Raw genomic sequence first — 16,076 nt, forward strand, 5'->3', positions numbered from 1 at the left:
GTCACCGGAGTCGAGTGATGTTTCACACGGGACATCGCCGGACGGAAATCGCTGCGTCGACCGCCGAACCTGTTACCGGGTAATGCCGGCGTAGGGAGTAGGTCTCATGACCAACAAGGACGCACGCACGCCTGCCTCCATGCGGACCCAGGCCGGGGGACCGGCCGACGGACCGAGCAACGGGGAGGCCGGGAAGTCCATCGGCTGGCACAAGGCGTACATCGAGGGCTCACGCCCCGATCTGCGGGTGCCGGTCCGACAGGTGCACCTCACCAACGGGCAGTCGGTCACGCTGTACGACACCTCGGGCCCGTACACCGATCCACTCGTCGACACCGATGTCCGCAGGGGACTGCCCCCGCTGCGGGAGAAGTGGATCATCGCCCGCGGCGACACCGAGGAGTACGCGGGCCGTCCCGTCCGTCCCGAGGACGACGGGATCAAGCACACCTCGCCGCGCGGCGGTCTGCGCAACCTGGACGCGGTCTTCCCCGGACGGCCGCGGCAGCCGCGCCGCAGCCGTGACGGCCGGGCGGTCACGCAGCTCGCGTACGCGCGCCGGGGTGAGATCACACCGGAGATGGAGTTCGTGGCCCTCAGGGAGAACGTTTCCCCCGAGGTGGTCCGCGAGGAGATCGCGGCGGGCCGGGCGGTGTTGCCGGCCAACGTCAACCACCCGGAGATCGAGCCGATGATCATCGGCAAGCGGTTCCTGGTGAAGGTCAACGCCAACATCGGCAACTCGGCGGTGACCTCCTCCATCGAGGAGGAGGTCGAGAAGATGACCTGGGCGACCCGCTGGGGGGCCGACACGGTCATGGACCTGTCCACCGGCCGCAACATCCACACCACCCGCGAGTGGGTGCTGCGCAACTCCCCCGTCCCCATCGGCACGGTGCCGCTCTACCAGGCCCTGGAGAAGGTCGACGGCAAGGCCGAGGAGCTGACCTGGGAGATCTACAAGGACACGGTCATCGAGCAGGCCGAGCAGGGCGTGGACTACATGACGGTGCACGCGGGCGTGCGCCTGGCGTACGTGCCGCTGACGGCGAACCGCAAGACCGGCATCGTCTCGCGCGGCGGCTCGATCATGGCCGCGTGGTGCCTGGCGCACCACAAGGAGTCGTTCCTGTACGAGCACTTCGAGGAGCTCTGCGAGATCCTCGCCGCCTACGACGTCACGTACTCCCTCGGCGACGGCCTGCGCCCCGGCTCGATCGCGGACGCCAACGACGAGGCCCAGTTCGCGGAGTTGAGGACGCTCGGGGAACTCAACCGGATCGCCAGGCGCTTTCACGTACAGACCATGATCGAAGGCCCGGGCCACGTCCCGATGCACAAGATCAAGGAGAACATCGACCTTCAGCAGGAGATCTGCGACGAAGCCCCGTTCTACACGCTCGGCCCGCTGACGACGGACGTCGCACCGGCGTACGACCACATCACCTCCGGCATCGGTGCCGCGATGATCGCCTGGTGGGGCACGGCGATGCTCTGCTACGTGACGCCCAAGGAGCACCTGGGCCTGCCCAACCGCGACGACGTCAAGACCGGCGTCATCACCTACAAGATCGCCGCTCACGCGGCCGATCTGGCCAAGGGGCACCCCGGTGCGCAGGAGTGGGACGACGCGCTGTCCGACGCCCGTTTCGGGTTCCGGTGGGAGGACCAGTTCAACCTCGCCCTGGACCCGGACACCGCGCGGGAGTTCCACGACGAGACCTTGCCGGCCGAGCCCGCCAAGACGGCCCACTTCTGCTCGATGTGCGGACCGAAGTTCTGCAGCATGAAGATCTCGCAGGACATCCGCCGCGAACACGGCGGCACACGGGCCGAGATCGAGGAGGGCATGGCCCAGAAGTCGAAGGAGTTCGCGGCCGCGGGCAACCGGGTCTACCTGCCGATCGCGGACTGACCCGGCCGGGCGGGTGATCCGCTCCCGGATCCCGTTCCGCGATCCGGCGCCGGAATGATCCGGCACCGGAATGATCCGGCGCCGTTCGGCCCGTGCCCACCAGGCGCGGGCCGGACGGGCGGGGCGCGGCCGGAGGCCGCCGGGGCCGGCCGCGGTGACGGCCGTGGAGCGACGGCGCCACCCGCGCTCCCGTTACCCGGCCCCGGACCGTCCCCGCAGGCCCCGGACCGTCTCCGCGGGCCCCGGCCTTTCCGCGGCGCGACTGCCGTGCCCGGCGCGGTCGCTCGACGGTCCGCCGGGGGGAGGGATTGCGCCCGATGAACGCTCAGACGTCCAGCGGCAGTTGCTGGACCAGCAGCTTTCCGGCCATCGTCACTCCGCCGTCCATGGCGATGGCGAGCCCGTCGGCGTAGACGTGCGGTCCCTGGACGACGGGGCCGGCGCCGTCCTCACCGTCTTCCGAGCCGACCTCGCCCAGCAGGTACGGGATGGGGCTGTGGCCGTGGACGATGCGGGTGCCGCCGTACGTGTCCAGCAGGGAGCGCACGGCGTCGGCGCCGCCCTCGTCACGGAAGGAGAACCGCTTGGTGAACTTGCGGAACAGGTCCCAGACCTCGTCCGCGTCGTTGCGGGTGAGCGTCTCGTGGACGGTGTCGTTGACCTCCTCGATCGAGCGGCCGTAGTCCAGGTAGGCGGTGGTGTCGGAGTGGACCAGCAGGTGGCCGTCGACCTCCTCCAGGGCGTCGAGCCGGGCCATCCACTGCAGGTGGTGGTCCTGGAGACGGTCCATGTCGGTCTTCTGGCCGCCGTTGAGCAGCCAGGCCGCCTGGAAGGTGGCGGTGCCCGCGCCGGAGTTGACGGGGGTGTCGCCGAACCGCTTGGCGCCGAGCAGCAGCAGTTCGTGGTTGCCCATCAGCGCCTTGCAGTAGCCGCCGGCCGCGGCGGCCTCGGCGGACAGCCGCATCACCAGGTCGATGACGCCGATGCCGTCCGGGCCGCGGTCGGTGAAGTCGCCGAGGAACCACAGCCGGGCGGTGCCCGCGCACCAGTGTCCCGCCGCGTCGATCAGGCCCTTCTCCTGAAGGGCGGCGACCAGCTGGTCGAGGTAGCCGTGCACGTCGCCGACGACGTACAGCGGGCCCGGGCCGGTGGCCGGCTGCGGGACCGGCGACGGCGCCGGATCGACGGTCACCTGAAGCGTGTCACCCCGGTTGATGACGGGCAGGTCGCGCTGGGTGGGCGTGTACCCCTCCGGGTAGGCCTCCTCGGGCGGCGGCGGGGGGGCGACGGGCGGCGGCGGGGGGGCGACGGGTGGCGGGGCGATCTCGCCCGGGTGGGTGCTGTGGACGTACGGACCGGTCTCGTGGACGTACGCGGGCACCCGGAAGTCGCGCAACGTCGCCGTCCGCTCCACCTCGGGTCCCTGACCGGCCCCCTGAGTCATCGACCCCTCCACCATCGCGCCGCATCTGCACCGCATCGGACTGCCTGGTCGCAGCGGCCCGCGGTGTCGTGGGCCCATCATAGGAATGCGGATCGCGCCATGTGATGACCCAGGGGTGGTGAATCGGAGCAGGAGTCCGGTTCACCGCGGCTTTCGCCCCGATTGGACCAGGCTTCGACCAGCCGGCGACCGTGCTCGCCCGCCTTTCCCGGCTCTCCTCCGCCCCGCTTCCGGGGCCTACCGACTCGTACGGTGACCGCGTGGGCCTACCGCTCGTCGGGCGACCGGGGCGGGCTGACGGTCGTACGCGACGGACGGCGCTGGGAGGAGGTGCGCACGATCAGCTCGGTCGGTATCACCCGCTCGACCGGCTGTTCCGACTCGACGCCCTCGATGGCGTCGATCAGGAGCTGCACCACCGCCGTGCCGATGCGGCGCGGCTTCAGGGAGAGGGTGGTGACGGGCGGCTCGGTGTTGGCGTAGACGGTGGACTCGCTGCAGCAGACCAGAAGCAGGTCGTCCGGTACACGCAGGCCGTAGCGACGGGCGGCGGCGAGCAGATCGGTGCCGTTGGGGTCGAACAGGCCGTAGACGGCGTCGGGCCGGTCGGGGCGGGCGAGCAGCCGGTCGGCGGCGACGGCGCCCGCGCACGGATCGTGCGCCGGGTACGCCTCGTACACCGGGTCCTGGCCGGCGCGCTCGCACCAGCGCAGGTACGCGGTCGTCGACAGATGGGTGTACGTGTCCGTGGTCGTGCCGGTGAGCAGGCCGATGCGGCGGGCGCCGGCGTCGGCCAGGTGGTCGAGGATGCCGAGCACGGCGGCCTCGTGGTCGTTGTCGACCCAGGCGGTGACCGGGAGGGAGCCGGCCGGGCGGCCGTCGGAGACGACCGGTAACCCCTGCCGGACCAGTTCGCTGACGACCGGGTCCTGGTCGGAGGGGTCGATGACGACGGTGCCGTCCAGGGCGACGTTCGACCACACGTCGTGGCGGGAGGTCGCCGGCAGGATGACGAGGGCGTAGCCGCGGGCGAGCGCGGCGGAGGTCGCGGCCCGGGCCATTTCGGCGAAGTACGCGAACTCGGTGAAGGTGAAAGGTTCATCCCCGTACGTCGTCACGGTCAGGCCGATGAGGCCCGACTTGCCGGTGCGGAGCGTGCGGGCGGCGGCCGACGGGCGGTAACCCAGCCGGTCGGCGACCTCGCGGACATGGCGTCGGGTGGCATCCGGGAGCCGGCCCTTGCCGTTGAGGGCGTCGGAGACGGTCGTGATGGAGACTCCGGCGGCGGCGGCCACGTCCCTGATACCCGCCCGGCCCGGCCGGTTGCCTCGACGTGAGGTTTCCGCGCGGCTCACCTGGTGCTTCCCTGCTGCTGTCATGGCGTGCCGATAGTAGGGCTCATGCGGTGGGGTAGGGCGGACGCATATGCGCTCGTTGACAGGCACGTTTCTGCATGATCATTACTTGCCAAGTGCCTATGAAACAAAGGTAGTTGGGGGACTTGATGCCGGGACGTGACGTGTCGGCGCGTATGGACCTGCCGAGTGTCCGATGTTGCGAAGAGGTCTCAACTCACCTTGACGGGGGATGCGCGCCACGGCGTGAACCACCGGCGCACAGATATATGTGTGACGCGCCCCCCGATGCGTACGTCTTCCTGTGATGATGCCTCTGATGTCTCTGGGGCGTACGAGGTCGTTTCTCGCACTACGCAGGGCCGCGGAATCCTCATAGGGTGAGGAGTATTCGATGCCGGTGGCGGTGACGAGGAGGACTGCGGTGAGCGAGACGAGGCCCAGGCTGCGCGCCGAGCTGGAGGGGATTCCCACCTACAAGCCGGGCCGGTCCGCCGCGGCCGGCGGGGCCGTGGCCTACAAGCTGTCCTCCAACGAGAACCCCTATCCGCCGCTGCCGGGCGTGATGGAGACCGTGACGGCCGCGGCCTCGTCCTTCAACCGGTACCCGGACCTGTTCTGCGCCTCCCTGGTCGACGAGCTGTCCGACCGGTTCGGCGTCCCCGTCTCCCACCTGGCCACCGGAACCGGCTCGGTCGGCGTGGCCCAGCAGCTGGTCCAGGCGACCTCCGGCCCGGGCGACGAGGTCGTCTACGCCTGGCGGTCCTTCGAGGCGTATCCGATCATCACGCAGATCAGCGGTGCGACCCCGGTGCAGGTGCCGCTGACCCCGGGCGATGTGCACGACCTGGAGGCGATGGCGGACGCCGTCACCGACCGGACCCGGCTGATCTTCGTCTGCAACCCCAACAACCCGACGGGCACGGTGGTGCGGCGGGCCGAGCTGGAGCGGTTCCTCGACCGGGTGCCCGGCGACGTGCTCGTGGTGATCGACGAGGCCTACCGCGAGTTCATCCGCGACCCCGAGGTGCCGGACGGCATCGAGCTGTACCGCGACCGGCCGAACGTCTGCGTGCTGCGGACCTTCTCCAAGGCGTACGGCCTCGCCGGGCTGCGGGTCGGCTTCGCGGTCGCCCATGAGCCGGTGGCGGAGGCGCTGCGCAAGACGGCGGTGCCGTTCGGAGTCAGCCAGCTCGCGCAGGAGGCGGCGATCGCCTCCCTGCGTGCCGAGGACGAGCTGCTCGGCCGGGTCGGTTCGCTGGTGTGCGAGCGCACGCGCGTGGTCGACGCGCTGCGCGCCCAGGGCTGGACGGTGCCGGAGACCCAGGCCAACTTCGTGTGGCTGCGGCTGGGGGAGCGTACGACCGCGTTCGCGGAGGCGTGCGAGCAGGCCGGCGTGGTCGTCCGTCCGTTCCCGGGTGAGGGAGTGCGGGTGACGATCGCGGAGACCGAGGGGAACGACATCTTCCTGAAGGCGGCGGAGGAGTTCCGCAAGGAGCTCTAGCGGCTCGGGAAGAGTTCCAGCGGTTCCGGGGGAACCTTGTGTGTCGGCCGGCGACTTGATCGCCGGCCGATTCCTCATGTACCGGGTCGCCGTCGCGGACGTCGCCGGCAGGCGGTGGCCGCTGCCGGGACGGCCCGGACCGGGGGACTGCACGGGCATGCGAGGCGGTACGCGTCTTCGCGCGGGACCGGCGCGGGACCGGCGCGGGACCGGCGCGGGACCGGCGCGGGACCGGCGTGGGCCGGCGGGGGCATCGGGGGCATCGGGGGTGCCGTCGGTCCGGGAGGCGGCCGTGTCCGGCTCGACGATCCCCCGGGGTGCCCGTTTCACGTGAAACGGACACGCCTGTGTCGAAGTGCCCTCCTCGCCCGTGGTGAGCGGCAGGGGGGAGGCAGCGCCTCGGCCGGGGCCTGCGGGGCCGAAGCGCCGAAGGGGTCGGCGAGGTCTCCCGCGAGCGCGAGCACGCCCACGGGCGTGGGACCCGGATCCGGCCGGTGACGATCCGGTGCGCCGAGCCGGGGATCCGGCGAGCCGGCGAAGTCCTCGCAAAGGGGTTGACATCACAGGGGACCCCCCTTCCGGGTGCGAAAACCAGTAGGTCATAATTGCTTGTGAATGTGAACGCTTTCACAAGCGTGTCTGGTTACTCCTGAGATGGGTGTGTCATACACGCACAAACTGCCGCGGACCACGGCGATGTAAGGAGAACGACGACGTGGACATGGCTTTGGCGCCGGAGACTCTGGCGCGCTGGCAGTTCGGCATCACGACCGTCTACCACTTCCTGTTCGTCCCCCTGACGATCTCCCTGGCCGCCCTCACGGCCGGACTGGAGACCGCCTGGGTGCGCACGGGGAAGGAGAAGTACCTCAGGGCGACGAAGTTCTGGGGCAAGCTCTTCCTGATCAACATCGCGATGGGCGTGGTCACCGGCATCGTGCAGGAGTTCCAGTTCGGCATGAACTGGTCCGACTACTCCCGCTTCGTCGGTGACGTCTTCGGCGCGCCGCTCGCCTTCGAGGCACTGATCGCCTTCTTCTTCGAGTCGACCTTCATCGGCCTGTGGATCTTCGGCTGGGACAAGCTGCCGAAGAAGATCCACCTGGCCTGCATCTGGATGGTCTCCATCGGGACGCTGCTGTCGGCGTACTTCATCCTCGCGGCCAACTCGTGGATGCAGCACCCGGTCGGCTACCGGATCAACGAGGAGAAGGGCCGTGCCGAGCTGACCGACTTCTGGCTGGTCCTCACCCAGAACACCACGCTCAACCAGGTCTTCCACAGCTTCTCCGCGGCCTTCCTGACGGGCGGCGCCTTCATGGTGGGCATCGCCGCCTTCCACCTGATGCGCAAGAAGCACATCCCCGTGATGCGGACCTCGCTGCGGCTCGGCCTGGTCACCCTGGCGGTCGGCGGCCTGCTCACCGCGGTCAGCGGCGACACCCTCGGCAAGGTCATGTACGAGCAGCAGCCGATGAAGATGGCCGCCGCGGAGGCCCTGTGGGACGGCGAGAGCCCGGCGCCCTTCTCCGTCTTCGCGTACGGGGACGTCGACGAGGGGCACAACACGGTCGCCCTGGAGATCCCCGGACTGCTGTCCTTCCTCGCCCACAGCGACTTCGAGTCGTACGTGCCCGGCATCAACGACACCAATGAGACCCTGCGGGAGAAGTTCGGCCCCGGTGACTACAAGCCCATCGTCCCCGTCGCCTACTGGGGCTTCCGCTGGATGATCGGCTTCGGCATGGCGTCCTTCTCCCTCGGCCTGCTGGGACTGTGGCTCACCCGGAAGAAGTTCCTCCTGCCGGCCGCCCTGCGCACGGGGGAGGACGAGGTACCGCATCTGGTGCTGCTGAAGAAGCCGCTCGGGCCGCGGCTCTCCCGGCTGTACTGGCTGCTGGCGCTCTGGACGATGGCGTTCCCGCTGATCGCCAACTCCTGGGGCTGGATCTTCACCGAGATGGGCCGTCAGCCGTGGGTCGTCTACGGCGTGATGCAGACCCGGGACGCGGTCTCCCCCGGTGTCTCCCAGGCCGAGATCCTCACCTCGATGATCGCCTTCACCGCGCTGTACGCCGTCCTCGCCGTCGTCGAGGTCAAGCTGCTCGCGAAGTACGTCAAGGCGGGCCCGCCCGAGCTGACCGAGGCCGACCTCAATCCGCCCACGAAGATCGGCGGCGACACCCGTGACGCCGACAGGCCGATGGCCTTCTCCTACTAGGCCGAGGGAGCTGCACAGCCATGGAACTGCACGACGTCTGGTTCGTCCTGATCGCCGTCCTGTGGACCGGTTACTTCTTCCTGGAGGGCTTCGACTTCGGGGTCGGCGTCCTGACCAGGCTGCTTGCCCGCAACCGGCCCGAGAAGCGGGTGCTGATCAACACCATCGGCCCCGTCTGGGACGGCAACGAGGTGTGGCTGCTGTCGGCCGGCGGCGCGACCTTCGCCGCCTTCCCCGAGTGGTACGCCACCCTTTTCTCCGGCTTCTACCTGCCCCTGCTGGCCATCCTGATCTGCCTGATCGTCCGCGGCGTGGCCTTCGAGTACCGGGTCAAGCGGCCCGAGGAGAGCTGGCAGCGCAGGTGGGAGACGGCGATCTTCTGGACCTCGCTGATCCCCGCGTTCCTGTGGGGTGTGGCCTTCGGCAACATCGTGCGCGGAGTGAAGATCGACGCGGACTTCGAGTACGTCGGCGGCCTCGGGGATCTGCTCAACCCCTACGCCCTGCTCGGCGGTCTGGTGACGCTGACGCTGTTCACCTTCCACGGGACGGTGTTCGTCGGGCTGAAGACGGTCGGGGAGATCAGGGAACGGGCTCGGACGCTGGCGCTCCGGGTCGGTGCCGTCACCGCCGTCGTCGCCCTGCTCTTCCTGCTCTGGACGCAGGCCGACAGCGGCAACGCCGGCAGCCTGGTCGCCCTGGCGGTGGCCGTCGGCGCACTGGTCGTGGCGCTGGCGGCGGTCAGGGCCGGGCGCGAGGGATGGGCGTTCACCCTGTCCGGCGTCACGATCGTGGCCGCCGTGGCGATGCTCTTCCTGTCGCTCTTCCCGAACGTCATGCCGTCCTCGCTCGACGACGACTGGAGCCTGACGGTCACCAACGCCTCGTCCAGCCCGTACACCCTGAAGATCATGACCTGGTGCGCGGGCATCGCCACGCCGCTGGTCCTGCTCTACCAGTCGTGGACCTACTGGGTGTTCCGCAAGCGGATCGGCACTCAGCACATCGCCCCCGACATCGCGCACTGAGGTGTGTTTCACGTGAAACCGATCGACCCGCGGCTGCTCCGATACGCCCGCGCCACCCGGCTCTTCCTGGTGGCGGTCGTCGGCCTGGGCGCCGTCAACGCCGGGTTGGTCATCGCGCAGGCGATGCTCATCGCTCAGGTCGTCGTCGGCGCGTTCCAGCACGGCATGTCCGCCGCCGGACTGCGCACTTCCCTGCTCTCGCTGGTGGCCGTCGCCTGCGGCCGGGCGGTGGTCTCCTGGCTGACCGAACTCGCCGCCCACCGGGCGAGCGCGGCGGTGAAGTCGGAACTGCGCGGGCGGCTGCTGGACCGTGCCACGCGGCTGGGGCCGGGCTGGCTCGGCGGGCAGCGGACCGGATCGCTGGTCGCCCTGGCCACCCGCGGGGTCGACGCGCTCGACGACTACTTCTCGCGCTACCTGCCGCAGCTGGGGCTCGCGGTCGTGGTCCCCGTGGCGGTGCTGGCGCGGATCGTCACGGAGGACTGGGTGTCGGCGGCCGTCATCGTCGGCACCCTGCCGCTCATCCCGGTCTTCATGATGCTGATCGGCTGGGCCACCCAGTCCCGGATGGACCGGCAGTGGCGGCTGCTGTCCCGGCTGTCCGGGCACTTCCTGGACGTGGTCGCGGGGCTGCCCACGCTGAAGGTGTTCGGGCGGGCCAAGGCGCAGGCCGAGTCGATCCGGCGGATCACCGGCGAGTACCGGCGGGCGACCATGCGGACGCTGCGCATCGCCTTCCTGTCGTCGTTCGCGCTGGAACTGCTCGCCACGATCTCGGTCGCCCTGGTCGCCGTGACGATCGGCATGCGGCTCGTCCACGGCGAGATGGACCTCTACACCGGCCTGGTCATCCTCATCCTCGCGCCCGAGGCGTATCTGCCCCTGCGCCAGGTCGGGGCCCGGTACCACGCGGCGGCCGAGGGGCTCTCGGCCGCCGAGGAGATCTTCGCGGTCCTGGAGACGCCCGTACCGGCGTCGGGGACCGGCGCCGTGCCGGCGGGTGCCCTCTCCTTCGAGGACGTGACCGTCCGCTACCCCGGGCGGTCCGCGGACGCCGTGTCGGACGTGAGCTTCTCGGTCGCGCCCGGGGAGACGGTCGCGCTCGTCGGACCGAGCGGCGCGGGCAAGTCGACGCTGCTCGACGTGCTCCTCGGGTTCGTGCGGCCGGCCCGGGGACGGGTCCGGGTCGGGGGAGCCGACCTCGCCGGTCTGGATCCGGAGCAGTGGCGTTCGCGCATCGCGTGGGTTCCGCAGCGACCGCACCTGTACGCCGGGACCATCGCCGACAACGTCCGGCTGGCCCGGCCCGGAGCGGACGACGACGCGGTCCGGCGGGCGCTGCGGGACGTCGGGGCGCTGGAGTTCGTGGAAGCGCTGCCCGAGGGGCTCGAAACCGTGCTCGGTGAGGACGGGGCCGGACTGTCGGCCGGACAGCGGCAGCGGCTGGCGCTGGCCCGGGCGTTCCTCGCGGACCGTCCGGTGCTGCTGCTCGACGAGCCGACGGCCGCGCTGGACGGGGCCACCGAGGCCGAGGTCGTGGCGGCGGTGCGCCGTCTGGCGGCGGGCCGGACGGTACTGCTGGTGGTGCACCGGCCGGCACTGCTGGCGGTGGCGGACCGGGTGGTGCGGCTGGCCGGGGAGACGGCCCCCGTGCGCGCGGGGACCGGGCCTACGGCGCCCGGAATCCGCCGTGTCGAGGAGGGGCCGGCGGACGCCCGCGCGGCCGGTGCGCCCGAGCGCGTGACGTCCGGGGGCGGCGTGCCGGCCCGGGTGCGCGCCCTGTCCCGGGCCCGTCGGGGGCGGCTGGGCCTCGCGCTGCTGCTCGGCAGCCTCGCCCTCGGCAGCGCCGTCGGCCTCATGGCCACGTCCGGCTGGCTCATCTCCCGGGCCTCGCAGCAGCCGCCGGTGCTGTACCTGATGGTGGCCGTCACCGCGACGCGGGCCTTCGGGATCGGCCGGGCCGTGTTCCGGTACGCCGAGCGGCTGGTGTCGCACGACGCCGTGCTGCGGATGCTGGCCGACACCCGGGTCGCCGTGTATCGCAGGCTGGAGCGGCTGGCGCCCGCCGGGCTGCGCCGCGCCCGCCGGGGCGACCTGCTGTCCCGGCTCGTCGCCGACGTGGACGCGCTGCAGGACTACTGGCTGCGCTGGCTGCTGCCCGCCGGTGCCGCGGTGGTGGTGTCCGCGGGGTCCGTCGCCTTCACGGCCTGGCTGCTGCCCGAGGCCGGAGCCGTGCTCGCGGCCGGCCTGCTGGCGGCCGGGGCGGGTGTTCCGCTGCTCACCGCAGCCGTGGCGCGGCGGGCCGAGCGCAGGCTGGCCCCCGCCCGGGGAGAACTCGCCACGCGCGTGACCGACCTGCTCACCGGCACCGCCGAGCTGACCGTCGCCGGTGCTCTGCCCGCCCGTGCCGCCGCGGCGCGGCGGGCCGACGGCACGCTCACCCGGATCGCCTCCCGCGCCGCCACCGCCACCGCGCTCGGCGACGGGCTCACCGCCCTGATCTCGGGGCTCACCGTCGCGGGCGCCGCCCTCGTCGGGGCCCAGGCGGTCGCCGACGGGCGGCTGGCCGGCGTGGCGATGGCCGTCGTCGTTCTCACGCCGCTGGCCGCCTTCGAGGCCGTCCTCGGGCTGCCGCTCGCCGTGCAGTACCGGCAGCGGGCGCGCCGGAGCGCGGAACGCGTCTACGAGGTGCTGGACGCGCCGGAGCCCGTACGGGAGCCGGAGCGGCCCCGCAAGGCGCCCGGGACGCCGTTCCCGCTGGTCGTCAGGGGGCTGGCCGCCCGCCACGCCGGGCAGGACCGGGACGCGCTCGCCGGGCTGGACCTGACCTTGGAGGAGGGCCGCCGGGTGGCGGTGGTCGGGCCGTCCGGGTCCGGCAAGACGACGCTGGCGCAGGTGCTGCTGCGGTTCCTGGACGCGGACGCCGGCTCGTACACGCTGGCCGGCGTGGACGCGTACGCCCTCGGCAGCGACGACGTACGGCGGCTCGTCGGACTGTGCGCCCAGGACGCGCACCTCTTCGACAGCTCCGTGCGCGAGAACCTGCTGCTGGCCAAGCGGGACGCCACCGAGGCCGAGCTGCGCGACGCGCTCGCCCGGGCCCGGCTGCTCGACTGGGCCGACGGGCTGCCCGACGGGCTCGACACGCTGGTCGGGGAGCACGGGGCACGCCTGTCCGGCGGCCAGCGGCAGCGGCTGGCGCTCGCCCGGGCGCTGCTCGCCGACTTCCCCGTCCTGGTGCTCGACGAGCCCGCCGAACATCTCGACCTGCCGACCGCCGACGCGCTCACCGCCGATCTGTTGGCCGCCACCGAGGGCCGGACGACCCTGCTGATCACCCATCGGCTGGCGGGACTCGAGGCCGTGGACGAGGTCGTCGTGCTGGACGGGGGGAGCGTGGTGCAGCGGGGACCGTATCCGGAGCTGGCCGCCGTGGCGGGGCCGCTGCGGACGATGATCGAGCGGGAGGCGGAGGCGGAGCAGCCGGTGGGGGCGCGCTGACGGCGGCCGGTGACGGAGCGGCCCGGCCCGCCGGCGGTGCCGCTCCCGCCCGTACTGGGCCATGTGCAGCAATGCGTCCCCCGGCTGTACGACACGAACGGGACCTGGGGCCGTCGCGCGGGTCACGATCGCTGACATGCGTTCATCCCGCCGCCGTCCCTGGCTCGTTCCGGTGCTGCTGTGCGCGCTTGCCGTGCTCGCTGCCCGCCCCACCGACGCGGCGGAGGGGGACGGCGGCACCGGGTCCGGCATCAGCGCGCAGGTGGCGCAGCTGTACGAGGACGCGGCCCGGGCGACGCGGCGGTACGAGGACGGGCGGCGTGAGGCCGAGGCGCAGCGGGCGCGGGCGAAGCGGCTCGAAGGGCTGCTCGACCGCGAGCGGCGGGAGATCGCCGTCCTGCGCGAGGACCTGGGCCGGATGGCGCGCGCGCAGTACCGCGGCGGCGGCGGGCTGCCGCTCGCCGCGCACCTGGTCCTCGCCGACGACCCGGAGGAGCTGATGCGGGGCCGGCGGGTCGTGCGGCAGGCGGAGCTGGCCGTGGACAACGCGATCGGCAGGAGCCGCCGGGCACAGGACCGGCTCGCCGCCGACGAGGCCAGGGCCCGGGCGGCCTGGCAGGAACTGGAGCGGCAGAACGCCGAACTCGCCGCTCTGAAGAAGGACATCGAGCGGAGGCTCGAGACGGCGCGGGTGCGGTTGCAGGGGCAGGCGGAGGCCTCGGTCACGGCCGGCAGCTGCCGCGGCGCCACGCGGCTGGACCAGCCGGAGACCGGTTTCACGGATTCCTGGGTGGCGCCGGTGGAGACCTACGTGCTGTCCGCGAGTTTCGGCAGCGGCGGCGCACGGTGGGCGAACCGGCACACCGGGCAGGACTTCGCGGTGCCGGTCGGCACGCCGGTGCGGGCGGTCGGCGCGGGCCGGGTGGTGCGGGTCTCCTGCGGCGGTGCCTTCGGCATCGAGATCGTGGTCCGGCACGCGAACGGCTACTACACGCAGTACGCCCATCTCGCCGCCGTCGCCGTCGACCAGGGGGAGCGCGTCCGGCCGGGGCAGTGGATCGGCCAGTCGGGCAACACCGGCAACTCCACCGGCCCGCACCTGCACTTCGAGGTACGGGTCACTCCGCAGCTGGGCTCGGCGGTGGACCCGGTGTCGTGGCTGGCACGGCGCGGGGTGCCGCTGTGACGCGGACTAGGCGTGTTCCGCCAGCATCCGCTCGATCACGACGGCCACTCCGTCCTCGTTGTTGGCGACCGTCCGCCCCGACGCGGCGGCGATCGCGTCCGGGTGCGCGTTGCCCATCGCGTACGACTGGCCCGCCCAGGTCAGCATCTCCACGTCGTTCGGCATGTCCCCGAACGCGACGACCTCCTCGTGCGAGATGCCGCGCTCGGCACAGCACAGGGCGAGCGTGCTGGCCTTGGAGACGCCCGGGCCGCTGATCTCCAGCAGGGCGCTGGGGCTGGAGCGGGTGACGTTGGCGCGGTCGCCGATGGCGAGCCGGGCCAGGGTGAGGAACGCGTCCGGATCGAGCTCGGGGTGGAAGGCCAGGATCTTCAGGACCGGCTCGGCGGCCGCGGGACCGTCCGGGGCGAGCAGTTCCTCGGCGGACGCGAAGGCGTCGGGGACCTCCAGGTGCATCTTCGGATACGCCGGCTCCTGGTGGAAACCGTACGTCTGCTCCACCGCGTACGCCGTGTCCGGCGCCGCCTCGCGCAGCAGTCGTACGGCGTCCAGCGCGTTCTGCCGGGCCAGCTCCCGCACCTTCACGAACCGGTGGGCGCCGGGGCCGCCGTGCAGGTCGACGACGGCGGCGCCGTTGCCGCAGATGGCCAGGCCGTGGCCGTGGACGTGGTCGCTGACGACGTCCATCCAGCGGGCCGGCCGGCCGGTGACGAAGAAGACCTCGATGCCCGCCTCCTCGGCGGCGGCCAGCGCGGCGACCGTGCGCGGGGAGACCGACTTGTCGTCACGCAACAGCGTGCCGTCCAGGTCGGTGGCGATCAGGCGGGGGCGGACGGTGGCGGCCGGGTTTTCGGGCTGGCGAGTCGCTGAGGTCACCCGGCCATTGTCCCGTACCGGCCGCACGCCCGTGCGGGAGCCCGCACATCTGTGAGGTACGGCTCTCGTCCGGCGCTCCGGGAGAACCGGCCCGGCCGGTCTTCTCGCCGGTTCAGTCCAGCTGGGCCGGTGCCTCCACGGCGATCTGCTCGAAGACCTTCTCGTCCGCCGCGAAGTCCGAGTCGGGGATCGGCCAGTGGATCACGATCTCGGTGAAGCCCAGCTCCCGGTGCCGACCCGCGAAGTCCACGAACGCGTCCAGGGACCGCAGCGGCCGGTTGCGGTCCGGGGTGAAGCCGGTGAGCAGGATCTTGTCGAGGGTGCTCGCGTCACGGCCGATCGCCGCGCAGGCCTCGGCCAGCCTCTCGACCTGCCCCCGCAGCGCTCGCACCGACTGCTCGGGGGTGCCGTCCTCATACAGCTTGGGGTCGCCCGTGGTCACCCACGCCTGACCGTGCTCCGCGGCGAGCCTGAGCCCGCGCGGCCCGGTGGCGGCCACCGCGAACGGCAGCCGGGGCCGCTGCACACAGCCCGGTACGGTGCGTGCCTCGTGCGCCGAGTAGAACTCGCCCTCGTACGACACGGCGTCCTGCGTCAGCAACCGGTCGAGCAGCGGAACGAACTCGGCGAACCGGTCGGCCCTCTCGCGGGGTGTCCACGGCTCCTGCCCGAGGGCCGTGGCGTCGAACCCGGTGCCGCCCGCTCCGATGCCGAGCGTGATCCGGCCGCCGGAGATGTCGTCGAGGGAGATCAGCTCCTTGGCGAGAGTCACCGGGTGCCGGAAGTTGGGCGAGGTCACCAGGGTGCCCAGACGTATCCGGTCGGTGACGGCCGCGGCGGCGGTCAGGGTCGGCACGGCGCCGAACCAGGGGCCGTCACGGAAACTGCGCCAGGACAGGTGGTCGTAGGTGTACGCGGTGTGGAAGCCGAGTCGTTGGGCACGGACCCATGCCGAACGTCCGCCCTCGTGCCAGCGGCGGTGGGGGAGGATCACGGTGCTCAGACGCAGACTCATGGCACCGACCCTATGCGGCCGCCGGCGTTTC

General features: G+C 71.9%; 10 protein-coding genes. 6 read left to right on the plus strand and 4 right to left on the minus strand.

Annotated elements, in window-relative coordinates; genetic code table 11:
* The first annotated feature begins 106 nt into the window (after positions 1 to 106).
* A complete protein-coding gene (gene thiC, locus ABD363_RS07025) occupies positions 107 to 1,915 on the plus strand; it encodes a phosphomethylpyrimidine synthase ThiC (protein ID WP_344600715.1) in 1,809 nt (602 codons plus the stop codon).
* A gap of 325 nt (positions 1,916 to 2,240) precedes the next feature.
* Here thiC and ABD363_RS07030 read toward each other — a convergent pair whose 3' ends face one another.
* Positions 2,241 to 3,374, minus strand: coding sequence for a metallophosphoesterase (locus ABD363_RS07030; RefSeq protein ID WP_344600717.1), 1,134 nt, complete (start codon positions 3,372 to 3,374; stop codon positions 2,241 to 2,243).
* Between the two features lie 251 nt (positions 3,375 to 3,625).
* A complete protein-coding gene (locus tag ABD363_RS07035; RefSeq protein WP_344600719.1) occupies positions 3,626 to 4,738 on the minus strand; it encodes a LacI family DNA-binding transcriptional regulator in 1,113 nt (370 codons plus the stop codon).
* A 400-nt stretch (positions 4,739 to 5,138) separates the two neighbouring features.
* On the opposite strand from ABD363_RS07035, the gene hisC reads away from it, so the two are divergent.
* From hisC to ABD363_RS07060, 5 genes are all read left to right on the plus strand, one after another.
* Complete coding sequence (gene hisC / locus ABD363_RS07040) at positions 5,139 to 6,218, plus strand: histidinol-phosphate transaminase (RefSeq protein ID WP_344600721.1); 1,080 nt, start codon at positions 5,139 to 5,141, stop codon at positions 6,216 to 6,218.
* A gap of 715 nt (positions 6,219 to 6,933) precedes the next feature.
* A complete protein-coding gene (locus ABD363_RS07045) occupies positions 6,934 to 8,439 on the plus strand; it encodes a cytochrome ubiquinol oxidase subunit I (protein ID WP_344600722.1) in 1,506 nt (501 codons plus the stop codon).
* 20 nt (positions 8,440 to 8,459) lie between these two features.
* On the plus strand, positions 8,460 to 9,467 hold the full coding sequence (gene cydB / locus ABD363_RS07050) for a cytochrome d ubiquinol oxidase subunit II (RefSeq protein ID WP_344600724.1): 1,008 nt from the start codon (positions 8,460 to 8,462) through the stop codon (positions 9,465 to 9,467).
* Between the two features lie 12 nt (positions 9,468 to 9,479).
* Positions 9,480 to 12,968 (plus strand): thiol reductant ABC exporter subunit CydD, encoded by a 3,489-nt coding sequence (gene cydD / locus ABD363_RS07055; RefSeq protein WP_344600726.1) that lies wholly within the window; start codon positions 9,480 to 9,482, stop codon positions 12,966 to 12,968.
* 136 nt (positions 12,969 to 13,104) lie between these two features.
* A complete protein-coding gene (locus ABD363_RS07060; protein WP_344600728.1) occupies positions 13,105 to 14,154 on the plus strand; it encodes a M23 family metallopeptidase in 1,050 nt (349 codons plus the stop codon).
* 6 nt (positions 14,155 to 14,160) lie between these two features.
* On the opposite strand, the gene ABD363_RS07065 is transcribed toward ABD363_RS07060, so the two are convergent.
* The gene (locus ABD363_RS07065; protein WP_344600730.1) at positions 14,161 to 15,030 is read right to left on the minus strand and encodes a Cof-type HAD-IIB family hydrolase; all 870 of its coding nucleotides are present in this window, start codon (positions 15,028 to 15,030) and stop codon (positions 14,161 to 14,163) included.
* A gap of 112 nt (positions 15,031 to 15,142) precedes the next feature.
* A complete protein-coding gene (locus ABD363_RS07070; RefSeq protein ID WP_344600732.1) occupies positions 15,143 to 16,045 on the minus strand; it encodes an LLM class flavin-dependent oxidoreductase in 903 nt (300 codons plus the stop codon).
* Positions 16,046 to 16,076: the final 31 nt, after the last annotated feature.

Origin of the sequence: Streptomyces glaucus (assembly GCF_039533365.1) — a bacterium.
GTDB classification, from domain to species: domain Bacteria; phylum Actinomycetota; class Actinomycetes; order Streptomycetales; family Streptomycetaceae; genus Streptomyces; species Streptomyces glaucus.